The organism is Marinobacter iranensis (genome assembly GCF_029207565.1).
Lineage (GTDB): Bacteria > Pseudomonadota > Gammaproteobacteria > Pseudomonadales > Oleiphilaceae > Marinobacter > Marinobacter iranensis.
Genome location: NZ_JANCMW010000007.1, coordinates 94,596 through 110,675, shown reverse-complemented (window position 1 = coordinate 110,675; position 16,080 = coordinate 94,596). Strand labels below are relative to the sequence as shown.

At 58.2% G+C, this 16,080-nt stretch carries 17 protein-coding genes; 11 read left to right on the top strand and 6 right to left on the bottom strand.

Annotated elements, in window-relative coordinates; translation table 11 throughout:
* Positions 1-102: 102 nt before the first annotated feature.
* The 3 genes from NLU14_RS12520 to NLU14_RS12510 all read left to right on the top strand — a co-directional run bounded on the left by NLU14_RS12520 (position 103) and on the right by NLU14_RS12510 (position 2,081).
* Positions 103-531 (top strand): SRPBCC family protein, encoded by a 429-nt coding sequence (locus NLU14_RS12520; RefSeq protein WP_275707001.1) that lies wholly within the window; start codon positions 103-105, stop codon positions 529-531.
* A gap of 100 nt (positions 532-631) precedes the next feature.
* Complete coding sequence (locus NLU14_RS12515) at positions 632-1,354, top strand: YebC/PmpR family DNA-binding transcriptional regulator (RefSeq protein WP_275706999.1); 723 nt, start codon at positions 632-634, stop codon at positions 1,352-1,354.
* A gap of 13 nt (positions 1,355-1,367) precedes the next feature.
* Positions 1,368-2,081 (top strand): glutamine amidotransferase, encoded by a 714-nt coding sequence (locus tag NLU14_RS12510; RefSeq protein WP_275706997.1) that lies wholly within the window; start codon positions 1,368-1,370, stop codon positions 2,079-2,081.
* 12 nt (positions 2,082-2,093) lie between these two features.
* Here the strand turns inward: NLU14_RS12510 and NLU14_RS12505 are convergent, their stop codons facing one another.
* From NLU14_RS12505 to NLU14_RS12495, 3 genes are read right to left on the bottom strand one after another with little or no spacing between them, the layout of a single operon-like run.
* Positions 2,094-2,444: an FHA domain-containing protein gene (locus NLU14_RS12505; protein ID WP_275706994.1), complete on the bottom strand. Its 351-nt coding sequence runs from the start codon at positions 2,442-2,444 to the stop codon at positions 2,094-2,096.
* A 14-nt stretch (positions 2,445-2,458) separates the two neighbouring features.
* Positions 2,459-3,205: a PP2C family protein-serine/threonine phosphatase gene (locus tag NLU14_RS12500; RefSeq protein ID WP_275706992.1), complete on the bottom strand. Its 747-nt coding sequence runs from the start codon at positions 3,203-3,205 to the stop codon at positions 2,459-2,461.
* Positions 3,202-4,860: a serine/threonine-protein kinase gene (locus NLU14_RS12495; protein ID WP_275706990.1), complete on the bottom strand. Its 1,659-nt coding sequence runs from the start codon at positions 4,858-4,860 to the stop codon at positions 3,202-3,204. The genes NLU14_RS12500 and NLU14_RS12495 overlap by 4 nt, the downstream gene beginning before the upstream one ends.
* A 215-nt stretch (positions 4,861-5,075) precedes the next feature.
* On the opposite strand from NLU14_RS12495, the gene NLU14_RS12490 reads away from it, so the two are divergent.
* The 4 genes from NLU14_RS12490 to NLU14_RS12475 are packed head-to-tail and all read left to right on the top strand — an operon-like array spanning position 5,076 to position 9,071.
* Entirely contained in the window at positions 5,076-6,524 is a 1,449-nt protein-coding gene (locus NLU14_RS12490) for a phospholipase D family protein (RefSeq protein WP_275706988.1), read from the top strand.
* Between the two features lie 20 nt (positions 6,525-6,544).
* The gene (locus tag NLU14_RS12485) at positions 6,545-7,615 is read left to right on the top strand and encodes a carboxysome shell carbonic anhydrase domain-containg protein (RefSeq protein ID WP_275706986.1); all 1,071 of its coding nucleotides are present in this window, start codon (positions 6,545-6,547) and stop codon (positions 7,613-7,615) included.
* A gap of 40 nt (positions 7,616-7,655) precedes the next feature.
* Positions 7,656-8,057, top strand: coding sequence for a PA2779 family protein (locus NLU14_RS12480; RefSeq protein WP_275706984.1), 402 nt, complete (start codon positions 7,656-7,658; stop codon positions 8,055-8,057).
* A gap of 12 nt (positions 8,058-8,069) precedes the next feature.
* The gene (locus NLU14_RS12475) at positions 8,070-9,071 is read left to right on the top strand and encodes a PA2778 family cysteine peptidase (RefSeq protein WP_275706982.1); all 1,002 of its coding nucleotides are present in this window, start codon (positions 8,070-8,072) and stop codon (positions 9,069-9,071) included.
* On the opposite strand, the gene NLU14_RS12470 is transcribed toward NLU14_RS12475, so the two are convergent.
* On the bottom strand, positions 9,068-9,604 hold the full coding sequence (locus NLU14_RS12470) for a class I SAM-dependent methyltransferase (RefSeq protein WP_275706981.1): 537 nt from the start codon (positions 9,602-9,604) through the stop codon (positions 9,068-9,070). The genes NLU14_RS12475 and NLU14_RS12470 overlap by 4 nt on opposite strands.
* Positions 9,605-9,880: 276 nt before the next feature.
* On the opposite strand from NLU14_RS12470, the gene NLU14_RS12465 reads away from it, so the two are divergent.
* From NLU14_RS12465 to NLU14_RS12455, 3 genes are all read left to right on the top strand, one after another.
* Positions 9,881-10,915 carry an AraC family transcriptional regulator gene (locus tag NLU14_RS12465; protein ID WP_275706978.1) on the top strand — a complete coding sequence of 345 codons (1,035 nt, stop codon included), beginning with the start codon at positions 9,881-9,883 and terminating at the stop codon, positions 10,913-10,915.
* A gap of 256 nt (positions 10,916-11,171) precedes the next feature.
* Positions 11,172-12,983, top strand: coding sequence for a choice-of-anchor D domain-containing protein (locus NLU14_RS12460; protein ID WP_275706976.1), 1,812 nt, complete (start codon positions 11,172-11,174; stop codon positions 12,981-12,983).
* A gap of 66 nt (positions 12,984-13,049) precedes the next feature.
* Entirely contained in the window at positions 13,050-13,874 is an 825-nt protein-coding gene (locus NLU14_RS12455; RefSeq protein WP_275706974.1) for a DUF6160 family protein, read from the top strand.
* A 54-nt stretch (positions 13,875-13,928) separates the two neighbouring features.
* On the opposite strand, the gene NLU14_RS12450 is transcribed toward NLU14_RS12455, so the two are convergent.
* Complete coding sequence (locus NLU14_RS12450) at positions 13,929-14,246, bottom strand: putative signal transducing protein (RefSeq protein ID WP_275706972.1); 318 nt, start codon at positions 14,244-14,246, stop codon at positions 13,929-13,931.
* Positions 14,247-14,322: 76 nt separating this feature from the next.
* Entirely contained in the window at positions 14,323-14,700 is a 378-nt protein-coding gene (locus tag NLU14_RS12445) for a thiol-disulfide oxidoreductase DCC family protein (RefSeq protein WP_275706970.1), read from the bottom strand.
* A 107-nt stretch (positions 14,701-14,807) separates the two neighbouring features.
* Between NLU14_RS12445 and NLU14_RS12440 the strand changes: the two genes are divergently transcribed.
* Positions 14,808-16,037, top strand: a complete 1,230-nt coding sequence (locus tag NLU14_RS12440) for an RNA polymerase sigma factor (RefSeq protein ID WP_275706968.1) — start codon at positions 14,808-14,810, stop codon at positions 16,035-16,037.
* The last annotated feature ends 43 nt before the right edge of the window (positions 16,038-16,080 follow it).

The window sequence follows — 16,080 nt, the reverse complement described above, 5'->3', positions numbered from 1 at the left end:
TTCAGCCCTTTTGGGTCAATGGGTGGTCATTAGAGCTACGTCACTTTTGTTGTACTACATAACCGGATACCCTGTTGAAAACAGTCTCTCAAGAGTTCAACCATGGCAACATACACGATTGAAATAGATGAAACATTTGATGTTCCCCGAAACCGGGTATTTGCACTGTTTGCCGATCACGAACGCTTCGGAAAGCTGTTGGGAGCACCGGTTAAACGCATTCGCGACAGCGACCAGGCAGACCCGAATGGCGTTGGTTCTATCCGCAAGATCGGCATCGGCCCGATCGGTCTTGAAGAGACCGTGATTACCTTTGAGCCGGATTCACTGATTGAATACGCCATTTCCAGCATGAGCCCGGTCCGCAATCACCTGGGCCGCATCCGGTTCGACGATGTCGCCGACAACAGAACCCGGATCCAGTACACCATTTTCTTTGAAGATATTGTGCCGTTTACCGGCAGACTGGTCAGCTCCGCCCTGGACCAGGGCATTCGCAAGGGCATTCGCAGGGTACCGAAGCTGGCCTGAACGGCTCTACATAACATTACAAGCTCGGTAAATAACTCTGTCGCCGACCTGTCTAGTCGAGTAAAATCCGCACTTTTGAAAATGACATTGAGGCAGCGTAATGGGCAGAGCCTACCAAAACCGCAAAGACTCCATGGCCAAGACGGCCGCCGCCAAAACCAAGGTCTACAGCAAGTATGGCCGTGAGATCTACGTGTGCGCCAAGTCCGGCGGGCCGGATCCGGACGCCAACCTCAGCCTCCGTGGCCTGATAGACCGCGCCAAGAAAGACCAGGTGCCCGCGCACGTGATCGAGAAGGCCATCGAGAAGGCCCGTGGCGGAGCCGGCGAGGATTTCTCCCCTGCCCGCTATGAGGGTTTTGGCCCGGGCAATTGCATGGCCATCGTTGATTGCCTGACGGACAACCCCAACCGCACCTTCGGCGATGTTCGCCTGGCCTTTACCAAGACCAAGTGCAAGATCGGTACCCAGGGCAGCGTCAGCCATATGTTCGACCACTGCGCCATACTCGGTTTCAAGGGCGACGACGAGGAAGCGGCCCTGGAAGCACTGATGATGGCCGACGTGGATGTGACCGATATTGAGCAGGAGGACGGCATGATTACCGTGTTCGCCCCCCATACGGAATACGCCAAAGCCCGGCAGGCGCTTCAGGAGGCGTTTGAGGGCCTGGAGTTCGAGGTGGACGAAATCCAGTTCCTGCCCCAGACCACCACAACCATCGAAGGCGATGATATCGAGCTGTTCGAGAAGTTCATGGATATGCTGAATGACCTGGACGACGTCCAGAACGTATACCATAACGCAGTGATCGAAGACTGACAGGAGCAACGCCTTGGCCAGGGTCGTCATACTGAAAACCGGTGCCACCTACCCTTCCCTGCGTGAGACCTTCGGGGATTTCGACAGCTGGTTCGTGGCCAGGCTGTCGCCGGAACTTGATCTCCATGTGGTGGACGTTACGGCTGAAGAGCTCCCGGGCAAACCCGGGGACTGGGACGGTATTGTGGTAACCGGCTCGCCAGCCATGGTCAGTGACCGGGCACCCTGGAGCGAACAGACTGGCACATGGCTTGCCGACGCGGTGAAGGAAGAAGTACCGGTTCTCGGCGTCTGCTACGGTCATCAGTTGCTGGCCCATGCCCTTGGTGGCGAGGCAGGTTATCACCCCCGTGGTCGCGAGACCGGCACCCACCAGGTGGAACTGCTGGACGCTGCAATGGAAGACCCACTGTTCGAGGGTTTTCCCCATCAATTCCCGGCGCAGCTGACGCACCGGCAGTCGGTACTACGGTTGCCGGATAACGCCATTCTCCTGGGACGTAACGAGTTTGAGCCGCACCAGGCTTTTCGGGTTGGCCGGTGTGCGTGGGGTGTGCAATTCCACCCGGAATTCTCCGCGGAGGTGATGCGGGCCTACCTCAAGGTGCAGGCGCCCGATCTTGAAAAAGAAGGGCTTGATGCGGATGCCCTGCTGGATAATGTGATCGACGCGCCGGACGCCACGTCCCTGCTGGGTCGCTTTTCGCAACTCGTGCTCAAGGGTTAACGTCGGAGCCGCCTAGTCCAGGATGTAGGCGGTTTTCTCCAGGGAGTTCTCCTCCTCGTCAATAAACCGGAACTCGTTCCAGCCGATACGAACCAGGTCGCTGCTGTTCAGGCGCTGGCGACCGTCAATTCGAATGTCGTTCACAAACGTACCGTTGGTGCTGTTGTTGTCGGTGATGTAATAGTCCACCGTACCTTCCAGATAGGCGTTGGGCACCGATTCGATCACCGCATGGTGACCGCTGACGGAAATCTCGTCGATGCGGATATCGTTGTCGCCGCGCCTGCCAACATGAATCTCCGGCTGGTCCAGTTCAAAGGTGGTCACTACAACGTTGTCCACCAGTTGGGAAAGTGACGCCATACAGGCCTCCTCCATTAATTGAGAATCAACAGTACAACGGACACATTATCGGCCGCCTCGTTATCCAGGCTCGCGTCCACCAGCGACCGGGCCTTGTCTTCGGGTAGTTCATGCGCCGACATCAGCGGCAGCCATTCATCCTCGGCCAATGCCCCGGTTAGACCATCAGAACACAGCAGCAGGGAATCACCCACCTCCATTCGTACGCGACGAAAACTGGCTATGGCCGAGGAAGCGCCAAGGGCTCGGGTCAGCACATTCCGGAATGGCACATGGGGCACGTCATCCGGGCGGATACTGCCGTCCTCCAGCATATTCTGGACCACCGTATCGTCCCGGGTCTGGCACTGCAGTTCACCCTTGTGGATAAGGTAGCAGCGGGAATCCCCCAGATGGGCAATGTGTGCTTCGTCATCAATCACCCAGGCCATCACCAGCGTGGTGCCCATTTTGGCGAGCTCCGGGTCCCCCGCCCTGCGCTCTGAAATTCGCTCGCTGGCCAGGTTAATGGCGAGTTGGATGGCGTCATCAGGTTCATCCGGCTGGCCCGCGCCCGAAGACAGCCAGGGCGCCAGCACTTCCATCACCGTATCTACCGCAATCCGGCTGGCAATTTCCCCGCCCTGGTAACCGCCCATACCGTCGGCGACAACCAGTAGCGCTTGCCGGTTATCCTCACTGACACGCCAGTCAATGGCGTCCTGATTGGCTTTGCGCACGGCGCCTACGTCAGTGACGCCGTGCGCCACGAGATTCGTCACGATGCTTCCTCCCTGGCCTCACGGCTCGCCTGACGTCGCAACGCTTCCGCCATGGTCGCGGCGCTGAGGAAGCGTTTATCAGGCTCCCGTTGTATGGCTTTATTGATCAGACGGACAACACCGTTGGGTAGTTCCGGATTGAATTCACGAACGCTGCGTGGGCGCTTGTTCAGGATCTGGTACGTCAGATTGGCCAGCGTATCCCCCTGATAGGGCGTCTCCCCGGATACCAGCTTGTAAAGCGTGATCCCCAGGCTGTAGGTGTCCGAGGCGCCGGTGACTTTCTGCCCCTTGAGCTGCTCCGGTGACATGTACAGCGGGCTGCCCATGACATTACCGGTGCGGGTTCGTGAATCATCCGAAATCTTGGCAATACCGAAATCGGTAATCTTTATCTCACCGTTGTCCGGATTGAAGATGATATTGCCAGGCTTGATATCGCGGTGGATGATCTTCTGGCGATGCGCGTAATCGAGAGCGTCCGCCACTCGGGCGACGATGTCCAGCACCGTCGGCAGTGGCAACAACCGGCCTGGCTTGCCAAATTCACTGAGCGGCCTGCCCTTGGCGTAATCCATGGCTATAAATGCCAGGTCGGCCTCCTCTCCCACGTCATACACAGTGACAATCGCCGGATGGCTGAGGCGACCCGCCGCTTCTGCTTCACGAAAGAATCGCGATTTCAGGTCCCGGAGTTCGTTGTCATCGAAAGCCTGGTAACTGAGTGTCTTGATCGCTACCGTACGGGCTATCTTCGGGTCCTTGCCAAGGTACACCACCCCCATCGCACCACGCCCGATCTCGCGCTCGATTTCATACCGTCCCAATGTGGGCCGGCTGACGTTCTGCTCCGGAAGTACCAGAGTTCGCGTACTGTCGAAACCGCCGGAGGAAACCACTGTTCCCTCGGTGTTCAGATTTTCCAGTGCTGCGAGGCGTTTATCCGCATCCCGGTACCTGCGCTTCTGGCTGAGAATCTGCTGATAGGTGGCCGATGCCTTGTCGTACTGGCGCTTGCGCTCCTGCTGGATGGCGATGTCGTATTGCAGCGCAAGGGTGTCTTCCGTGGGCGGGCAATCCGCCAGCACCTCCAGCGCTTCATCCGGCTGCCCCTGTTGCAGCAGCAGACGGCCAAGCCGGGTGCGGGCGACACGGGCATTCTCTGAAAGAGCCACTATATCGCGCCTTGGCTGTAGCCAGAACAGCATGATGATGTACCCGGCCACCAGCAGGGTAACCACCTCACCCAGGGGGAGCCAGGCACTCTGATAGAACATGAAAGCCGCCTGCAACACCACCAGTGAGCCAGCGATCAGCAGCAGTACAGGCAGGGCCACCGCACCACCCAGCCTGGGGACCGCCAGTACCAGAAACAGGGCCGAGGTCATCAGCCCGGTGCGGATGGCCAGCGCGGACCACTCGGGTTCCACGAGCCCCCGGGCCTGCAGTGCGGTGGCGAATACATCGGGCGACATATCAACAACCCGAACCGCATCCCCTATGCCCGCGGGGTTTCCAAGCGCACTGAACAGCACGCGGTCCAGCCATCCCAGCATCGGGAGAGCGTCGCCCACAAACACGAAAGCCAGCGCCAACACAACAACGAGCAGGCGCAGACTGAAAAGACGGGAACCAATAAAAGCCAGTGAATTCACGGGAATCGTTATCGTAAATGATTGATCCTGCTAGTTTAGAAAGTGTATGCCAACTGCGATAGCTCACAAGGGACAATTTTTGTAAGTGTTTGTTTACCTGGGACCATGATCACGTCGCAATCATAATTAACCCAGGATGACATTGGTGTAAGGACTGTACCCGGCCGGGTGCAGTATAGTTCTGTCTCTGGAAGACGTTGCCTGGAAGCATGACAATGACAGTGAAGTTACTGATTGGTCTGATTATTCTGACCATCACCACAACCAGCCTCTACCATATACTGAAGCCTCTGCCGCCCGGAATCAGCTACCAGGGCGCTGAGCACCCCCTGGTCAATGCCAGGCTGCTCACGGACAGGACTCTGCACTTCGGTAACGAGGAACCGCGGCTGGATCATGAGATATTCGACGAAGTCCTCGATATGATTTCGGGCGCCCGTCGTTTCATCCTCGTGGACATGTTCCTTTTCAACGATACACGTGCCGAAGGCAGCCGACAGCGGCCGCTGGCCCGGGAACTCACCGAAGCCCTGATCAAACGCCGCGAGGCGAATCCGGGGATGCGCATCATGGTTATCTCCGACCCCATCAACACGGTCTATGGCGGTACCGTCTCGCCCTATTTCCAGCAACTCAGGAAAGCAGGCATTCCGGTGGTGGAGACCAGACTGGAGCGCCTTCGTGACAGCAACCCCTTGTGGTCCGGACTGTGGCGGTTCTGCTGCCAGTGGATGGGCAATTCGGCCACCGGAGGCTGGCTGCCGAACGCGCTGGGAGAGCAACCCATCACCCTGCGCAGTTACCTGGCACTCCCCAACTTCAAGGCTAACCATCGCAAAACCGTGGTGGTGGACAGTGAAGACGGCTTCAGTGCCCTGGTGACCTCTGCCAATCCGCATGACGGAAGCAGCCGGCACAGCAATGTAGGCCTGCGTTTTGGCGGCCCGGCTGTGGCCGATCTCCTGCAGAGTGAACGTGCCGTGCTGGCCATGTCCGGCGCTAATACCGACGTGGTGGATGAGATGATCAGCAACCTGCCGCAACCCGAATCTGATTTCACTCCTGATTCCGGAGCCACCGTCAGTATCGTCACCGAGTCAGCCATCCTGGCTTCCGCCAGGGAGATGATTGAAACCGCAGAGCCGGGAGACCAACTGGACCTGGCCATGTTCTACCTGTCTCACCGAACCCTGTTGCAGGCGCTTAAACATGCCCATCAAAGAGGCGTGCGTGTACGCGTATTACTGGACGCCAACAACGATGCCTTCGGCATGAAGAAAAACGGAATACCGAACCGTCAGGCTGCAATGGAGCTCAATGGTGTCGGCATTACCGTACGTTGGTGTAATACCGAAGGTGAACAGTGCCACAGCAAGCTGCTTGTCAGACGGGATACAGACGGAAGAGCGCAACTGCTTCTGGGCTCCGCCAACTTCACCCGGCGGAACCTTGATGACCTGAACCTTGAAACCAGTGTGCGTGTGCGCTCTGACGTCCGGTCGGAAATCGTGCGCAAGGCAGCCGGCTTTTTCGACGAACAATGGGACCATGGGCCGGGTGAAACACCGGTCATGAGCCTTCCTTACAAGGCCTGGGCAGATGAGTCCCGGTTACGATACTGGCAATACAGGTTGATGGAGGCGACGGGACTGTCTACGTTTTAATCTTGAAGAGGTATAAAACAATGAACACATCCGTGCACTCCCGGCCAATCAACGACCGTATCGACTGGCTGATGGAACTGAGCCTCAGCCACTCAGCCAGCTTCTGCAGCCCCGAAAGCCATCTGGCCCGCCAGCGCTACCTGGCGGAACACAACACCCTGATCATTGCCATGAAGTGTATGGACGGTCGCATCCACCTGCCCTACGTCACCCGCACTCCTTTGGGGATTATCCATCCCTTCCGCAATCTGGGCGGCATCTTCGACCTGGGCTGGCCCTACCTCGGGGACATGCTGGCAGACACGGTCCAGGAGGCCGTAAGCGCAGGAAGACGGGTACTGATTATTATCACCTATCACTTTTCCAAAGGCGTAAAGGAGAGAGGGTGTGCGGGGTTCAACTGCGATCAGGAGGCAGCACGGGCGCATGCCTTCAGCATTCGCTACCAGTTGGAAGCGCTGTTCGGCAGTGGCCACCAGACTGTTTATCCCCTGGTGTGCGGCTTTGAAACCGACGAGGATGCCCTGATCCTCCATGGCCGCGACAATCAGGCACTGGACCTGGCCACGGTAGCGCCTGCGGAAGCCACGGAAATCGGTTCGCGGATTGGGTCCCTCTACCCGGACATGCCAGTACCCGTCCAACGGGACCTGTTGCCGCTGGTCCAGGGCAACATCCGCCATATCACGGATATCCGCAAAAGCGACCGCGAACTGGACATCGAACACAGGGAGTGGGTGATATGCATCGGCCGGGGATTCGACTTCCTCCACGTGCCCAACATCGCTCTGATTATCGGCCCCTACAGCCCGGACCTGTCCCATCCCATCCGCCAGGCAGCAGGCATTATCAAGGCCAATATGGACAGTGGCAGGATACCGGATGACGGATTTCTGTTACTGTCTTCTGCCCCCTATCAGGAACCCGGAACCCAAAAAGCGCGTGCTACTCTAAAGTCCGCATTTTTATCGGGATTTGCGGCCAACGTTATTGAACAGGATTTTCCCGAGTTGGCAGAGCGAATGGTCACCCGTTCCGCTATTCTGAACTGGCCAGAGCGACGCCTTGAAGTACAGTCAATAAAGCCGTGACCGGAAAGCGTGTTTCAACAACGAAAGCAAGGAGACTGGAATGCAGACCATCAGAAAGCACCTGCGATACGTATCGTTTTTCATGGCCATCATGATGGCATTCGGCACCGTCTGGGCATCGTCCGCCACGGCAGGTGTGGTTGGAACCGGTGAGCTGCTGACCGAGCAGCGCGCCGACCTCGATCGACAGTCGCTTCTTGATATGCTGGAGCGGGACGAGGTGAAGGAAAAGCTGGCGGAAATGGGCGTCAGCCAGGATCAGGTGGAACAACGCATACAGAACCTGACGCCGGAAGAACTGTCGTCGTTTGAGCAACAACTGGCAGAAGCGCCGGTCGGTGAAGACGTTGTCGGGATCATCGTGCTGTTCCTGCTGGTCTTTATCATTACCGACATGCTGTGCGCTACCAATATCTTCCCGTTCATTAACTGTATCCGGTAGCAAACAGACTTCGTGACTATCTCCACCCATCCGCACTTGCTGCGAATCGTTGCCAGCCTTGTGTTGGCAACGATTCTGGCGGGTTGCGCCAGCCGTACCCAATGGCCCGATCCAGACACTCTGGATATCACTTCCGACACTGATCAGCGGACGGTGCTTAACCGTGTGCCCTTCTTTGCCCAGGAGCGCTACCAGTGCGGCCCGGCCTCCCTGGCGATGATGCTGAACAGCCAGGGCCTGGACACCAATCCCGACGTGTTGAAAGAGCTGGTCTATCTCCCTGAACGCCAGGGCAGCCTGAAGGTTGAACTCGTGGCAGCAGCCCGTGCCCATGGCCTGCTTGTCTACCCACTGGATGGCTCACTGGAAAGCCTGCTGGAGGAAGTGGCCGCCGGCCATCCCGTGCTGGTTATGCAGAACCTGAGGTTTGGTTGGTGGCCGCAATGGCATTTCGCCGTTGTGATTGGCTACGACGCCAGGGAGAAAAACATCATCCTGCACACGGACACCCGGGAACGCCACGAAGAAACACTGGAAGTGTTCATGGCGACCTGGGGTCGCGCAGATAACTGGGCCACCGTCATGCTGCCTCCCGAGCAGTTGCCTGCGACTGCCCAGCCCCTGCGTTACCTGATGTCCGCCAACGACCTGGAAACCACCGGCAGGACCACAGCCGCCATGACCGCCTACCAGACGGCTGAACAGACCTGGCCGGACCAGCCGGCAGCAATTATGGGCCAGGGCAACATTGCCTGGGGGCTGGGCAAACCTGAACTGGCCACGCAGCATTATCTGCGCCTGACCGGGAAATTTCCGGGCCTGGCCGCGGGCTGGAACAACCTGGCCCACTCCCTGGCGGCACAGGGCTGCGCCTCTGCCTCCAAAACCGCCGCCAGCTGCGCCATGGCCATTGATCCGGAACGTTTTGATGGGGCAGTCCCGGCCGGACAGGACAGCAACGCGACCGCTCCGGCGGAATGCCCTGTGCTGGATTGCCCCACCCCTTCGTTCTAATTTTTCCGGAACAGCGCCACATCCTTGGCAGGAACATCAAGTGTCCACCCGTATGCGCTTGCCATCCAGGCCATTGTGGATTGCCGGTAAAACACAATGTGGGTCGGGTCACGGCGGTAATGCCAGTTGGCAAACCGGTGGTCGTCGGTCTGGAAGCAGGTCATGATACCCAGCCAGCCACCGGGCCTCAGCAGTTTGTCCAGCCGCCGGAACGTCTCTGCCGGGTGATGCAGGTGCTCCACCACCTCCGTGCAGGTAATAAAGTCGTACTGGCATTCCAGAACAGAGGCTTCCGGGTAAAAGAACGGATCATAGAGCGCCATATCCATGCCTGCCTCCTCCAGAATTCCGGCCAGCGCCGGCCCGGGCCCGCAACCAAAATCCAGTCCACTGGCACCTGGTTCCAATCGTTCCAGCAACGGGCTGGTTAATCTGGAAAGAAAGCGTCGGTATCCCTCATCCTCCGGGTTATTGTCGTGAAGGTCGTAGACTTCCCTTTCCTGACGTTTATCCAGCCAACACAACGAATCCATCACCGTTGCCTCGCAATATTCACAACGGTAATACGGTGTTTCGTTAATTGTTTGAAACGGCACCAGTGCGGGCGTTTCACAAACCGGACAACGGGCTTTCAACGGGCAACCTCCTGCAAAAACTAACGAATCTTTCATTGTCATTTCCGGCCATCACGCCAGAACCGTGACCGATGAGCAAAATCAAACTGCGGAACCCTGCCTATACTGGCCCGAAATCAAGGTGAACAACTGTACGCCGAAAGCGACAGTTCCACGTACAGAAGGCTACCTATCATGGAACGAACGGTGGAAACTTCCAGCCGGATGGCTCTCGAGGTCCCCATCATTTCAGCTCGATATGCCCGGCAGTTTATACGGTTTATGGAGCGTAAAGGGGTTCGGCGGCATGCCATCCTTGGAGATACCGGTATCTCCGGCGACATGCTGGACGACCCTGATGCCTGCCTGTCCATGAGCCAGGTCCGTGAACTCCTGGGCAAGGCGGAATGGCTGATGGGGGATGAACGGGCCGCTTTCCAGTTCGGCCAGCAACTGGACCTGCCCGCCCATGGCTTGCTTGGTTTCGCCGTGCTCGGCCAGGAAAACCCCCGTCGGCTGATCAGCATGATCGTGCAGTACCTGCGGGTAGGCCTTCCACTGATGGACATGGACCTGAGCTCAACGGGTTCCACTTTCCGGATACGACTGATCGATACCTGGGGCCTGGAACACCTTCTCCCCTGCCTGACCAAGATCTACATGGGCAGCATCCACCGGATATCCTCCCAGGTCTGTAACCACTTCTGCTTCGAATTCGATTTTGATTCCAGCCTGTCTCCCGACCAGTGGAGTGCCATCGCCCCGTACTGCGAGTTTCGTTTCAACGCGCCAGCAAGCCAGGTCACCATGCCGCTGTCCGGGCGCCCGATCCGTAAGGACGAGACCGGCCTGGAATTCATCCTGGCCAATGCCCGCTCGCGGGAGCGGGAACCTTCCGAACAGGCTGATGAAACGGTCATGCAGGTACGGGAAATGATCATGAGCCAGCCCGGGCGCCCCTGTACCATGGACAACCTTGCCCGCAGGCTCGACATGAGCCCCCGCACCCTGCGCCAGCACCTGTCCACGGCCGGAACCTCTTTCAGGGAACTGAGAAACGAGATCCGCCAGAACTTCGCTACCCTGTATCTCACCGATACCGCCATCCCCCTGGAATCCATTGCCGAAAAACTGGGGTTCAGCGACCAGGCCGGATTTACCAAAGCCTACCGTTCCTGGACAGGCCACACGCCGGGTGATATTCGCCGACAGGCACGCGATCGTAAATAACCCCCTTCCCCGGTGTCGTCAGGATTTGAAGAGCGTCACGAAACTGGAATTTCCCCGGCCCCCTCTCCGCTTTGAACAAAAACCTTGCCGGCCTTAGCAATGACCCGAACCGCTCACCGGCGGCCTAATGAGACTGCGCACGGGTTTAACCGCCGCGCAGCCATAAAGGGAATCATTGCAAGACCGATACAGCAGTCCTCATCGGTGATTTCTGCATACCCATACAACAAAGATTGAAACCCTAGAGGACGAACTCATGAAACTCAGGAATCCCAACAAAAGCGTCCGCACGCTCGGTACTGCAATAGCAGCCGCGGCGCTTATGACCGGCGGGAGCAACGCGTTTGCCGAACCGGTGTCACTGGAACTGGAATTCACCTGCCCTTTCCCATTGATTGGCGAACAGCCCATTCGGGCCCAGATCAGTGCCGACGTGCCTACCCAGGCAACGGTGGGTGAGCCAACCCCGGAATTCACCGTAGACGCCATTACCACGGTGAACGAAGATTCGCGACTGGGCCTTAAACTGGTGGGTTCCGCCACCATTGAGGGCACCGCCACCAATGAAACAACGGTTGTCACGCCGAATCGCGAAATCGACCTGACGGTACCGCTGACCATTCCCCAGTCGCCGATTCCCGATGAAACCGGCGAATTTACCGTACCGGCCCAGGGCACCTCTCCGTCTATCACCTTTAACGAGGACGATGTTGGTGAGGCGGTTATAACGATTGGCGGCCTTACCCTCGACATGATTGCGCGTGTTGAGAACGGCGACATTGCGCCTGCGCCCATCGGCGAATTCACATCAGCGTGTGTTCAGAACGCTGGCCAGGACAACATCCTGCAAACCATCCAGGTGGTTCCCGACGAGCAGTTTGAACCCCGTATCGCGGTCAGTCCGGAAAGTATCGACTTCGGAAACGTGCAGGCCGGTACCACGTCGGAAGAGGTGGTTACCATCTCCAACACCGGCCAGGCCGAGCTTGGCATTAACAACATCAGCCTTGGCGGCGATAACGCCTCCGCCTATACACAGACCAACAGTTGCACAACGGTTGCCGCTGGTGAGAGCTGTGATGTAACCGTCACCTATATACCGGATGGCGAAGGCGATCAGAATGCCACTCTGACCATTGAGTCCGGCGATGCCGAAACCCCAGTAGTGGACGTACCGTTGACAGGCACAAGCGTGCTCGCGCCCGTGCCGGAAATGACCATTACGCCCGAGGACGTCAGCTTTGGCTCCGTGATGCTGGGTGAGACAGCCACCGCGCAGGTCACTATTGCCAATGAAGGCAGTGCATCATTGATGATCAACGCCATTGAGATTGCTGGTACCAACAGCAGCGACTTCACCCAGACCAACGACTGCACAACCGTCGCGCAGGATGAAAGCTGTACGGTTGAGCTCAGCTTCATGCCTTCCGCAGCCGGCGGACGCAGCGCAACCCTCAACATTGCCTCTGATGACCCGGAAACCCCGGATGTCTCAGTATCCCTGAGTGGTCAGGGCAATGATGGCACTGATGATGTACTTGAGGTTCTCCTGGACCTGGAAGGACAGACCGACATCAAGGCCTCTGGCAGTTCACTGCCGCTGTCCGGCAGCATTGCGACCCAACTGGAGCTGGCTACCGGCATGTTCGAGGCTGATCTCGCTCTTGATCCGACCCAGGGTCAGTTCAAGATTCCGCTGCTGTTCAAGAGCCTGACAGCCAACGCCAGGGTGACGTTCGAGCAGGCCGATGTGACCACCGGCACACTGATCGACGGAAACCTGACCGCCAACTCTTCACTCTACGTGGAAGTGCCCAAGGTCACCGTGCGCCTGTTCGGCCTGAGGATCCCCGTTGGTGGCGGACGTGACTGCCGCACTGCCGACCCGGTCAACATTGAGCTGGCATCGGTTGAGGGCACCAACTTCTCACTCTCCGAAGGTGGTGACGTTACCGGCAACTATGACCTGCCACCCCTGCAGAACTGCGGTCCGCTGACCGACGTTCTGAACCAGTTCCTCGCCGGTCCGGACAATGGCATTGACCTGACATTGACCCCGAACCTCTGAGGGAAATACGGGAGGTCCTGAAAAGGGCCTCCCGGCACAATAACAACACCAGGAAGGATGATAACAATGACAAGCCTGAAGCAATCAGCGTTAGTGTTAGCCATAGCCGGCCTGCCCCTCAGCGGGTATGCCGAACTCAAACCACTGCATGACTCCGACATGGGGCAGATCACCGGTCAGGCCGGTGTCACCATTGAGCTGGAAACCCAGGTCACCATGGACGAGTTCACCTACACCGATGAAGGCACGCTGGGTATCAGCGACATCTTTATCGGCGGTGCCAACCGCATCGACATGTTCGAGGAATTCACGGCCGGTCGCGATGCCATCTTCGGCACCAGCAGCACGGACCTGATCGACAACATCAAGATTGAACTGGATGTCGCCGATGATGGTGACGCCATTATTAACGTATTCCCAATCACCGCGCGGCCCGTGGACTTCGCGGTTCGCACCGGCGCCTGGGAACTGAGGGGCAATGGGGGCGAGAGCACCCTGCTGGCGGACAACTTCTCTGCCGAAGGTCTCATTCTCCAGGCCCAGGCAACGGTGGACACCGATACAGACACCCTCAACCTGACCACCCGCTTTGCGATCGACGAACTGGAACTGGATGTGCCATTTATGGCCCTGGGTATTCGTGACATGCGTATCACTGGCGCCGGTTACGATCCGGACAATCCCTCGCTGCTGCCACTGTTTACCCTTGTCGATATGGATATCTACAAGGATGCCAATGCAGCCGGCGTCGACAGCCTGGCAATCGACATCAATACCTTCGAAGCCGACATGTCCATCGGCCAGGTCCTGGTAGGAGGCACATCCATCGGTTCGGTGGGGCTGGACAACCTCGCCATCCGCAACACCTCCATGCGGGTCTACGGCCACTGATGGCCCAAGCTCTCCGGGCATGGGCCCGGAGAGCACCCTGCACATGTGCATCGCTCAGAGCGCGCCGAAAAGCACCACCATCAGAACCGCCAGGAACAACAAAAACCAGGTCGCATAGCGATTGGCCCGGTCTTCGATCTGCCCGGGATTGGTCTCCGGTGGCCTGGCTGACTCGTATTCGGCCACCAGCGAGCGGGCCCGCGTGTAGTCTTCATCTTCAACGTGGACATTGGTAAACCCCGCAGCACCGATTTCCCCCATGGCCCCCTGCAGATAGTGGCCACCCACGTGGCACTCAATACCTCTGGATTGCAGAAGGCCGGCGACGATATGGGCTTCCGCCAGGTCGCGGGCACGATAGGCTATTTGCATTGGCAGGCTCCGGTCACTTCCGAGGGTGTCTTCCTGAACCCTAGCTCGCATCTGACGGTTCGTCGATTGTGCCTGGTTATTTTGGCAAGCGACCGGTTCTTTCCAGCCGTTCACCAACCCAGCGGTGGTAGAGCTTTGCCAGCGCCGGACGAATCACCGGCAAACCGATCAGCCATGCCAGTGGCTTGAGCAACCACACCCGTGACATCAGCAGGATATAGGCGTCGAGCTCACGGTGAATCCTGCCCTGGCCGTCCTCAACGTGCAGCTCCTGAAGCGCAGCGTCCGGTTCAATACCCCGTTGCTTCAACTCCTCATCACGGCCAGTGATATCGACCCACTCCACCGATTCGCCGGTTCTGCCCGCCAGGCGCTCGTAGAGTTTGCGGTCCTTGACGCAGCTTGGACAGGCGCCATCGTAGAACACACGAAGTCGATCTTCTGGTGATGTCATAGCGCTCTCCATTTCTTGCATTGCATTCACTTGCTTACACGATAAAACAATGAGTACTGTTAGCAAATGGCCAAGCCAATCGCCGCAAGGGACCGAGTGTAGCGACAATGAATATAGACAAGCACCTCAACAACATCTACCGACAGCAATCCCGCAGGGTGCAGGCGACGCTCATCCGTTTGCTTGGTGACTTCGACCTGGCGGAAGAAGCCATGCAGGAAGCCTTCACCGCAGCCATAAAACAGTGGCCGGAACAGGGTATTCCGGACAACCCTGCTGCCTGGTTGATAAAGACCGGCCACCGGCGGGGCATCGACCATATCCGCCGGCGCCAGACCGCCAGCCACAACCTGTCCCGTGTCGCCGAAGACGAGCCCTACACTTCCGAGCCGGATACAGACCATATTGATGATGACCTGTTGCGGCTGATCTTCACCTGTTGCCACCCCGGCCTTGCTGTCGAGGCGCAACTGGCGCTGACACTACGTGAAATATGCGGCCTGACCACAGAGCAGGTCGCCAGCGCTCTGCTCCAGAAACCCGCCACCACGGCGCAGCGGATAGTCCGCGCCAAACGCAAGATACGGGATGCAGGCATTCCTTATGAGGTGCCGGAACATCGGGAATTGCCTGAACGGCTCGAAAGTGTGCTGAAAGTCATCTATCTGATTTTCAATGAGGGCTATTCCTCCAGTAGGGGCGATACGGTTGTCAATGTCAGCCTCGCCAGTGAGGCGATCCGTCTCGCCCGCCTCCTTGCCGAGCTTTTGCCCGAAGGGGAAGTATTCGGCCTACTGGCGCTTATGCTGCTTCACGATTCACGCCGCAACGCCAGGCAGGACGCAAACGGCGATCTGATCACACTGGAGGAACAAGACCGAAAGCTCTGGGACCACGGCCAGATCCGTTCAGGGCTGGCATGGCTGGAACAGGCGCTGCAACTGGCTCCGACAGGCGCCTATACACTCCAGGCATCCATTGCCGCCGCCCACGCCGAAGCCACCAGCACCGACAATACGGACTGGGCACGCATCGCGAGGCTTTACGAGGCACTCTATCGGCAAACGCCCTCCCCGGTCATCGCCCTGAACCACGCAGTGGCTGTCGCCATGCGGGACACCCCCGAGGAAGGCCTGAAGCTCCTTGACCAACTGACAGGCCACAAGGCCATCCAGAACTATTACCTGTTCCATGCGGCGAGGGCCGACCTGTTTCGTCGGTCCGGCGATCTGCCGGCGGCAAAGACAGCCTATCAGCGGGCCCTTGCCCTGACCCAGCAGGGTCCTGAACAACGATTCCTGAACCAGCGGCTGACGGATCTGGATAACGCCCGATAAAAAAAGTTTTCCCTGGCTGTCGATCCAGCGTGCTCCCGGGCGA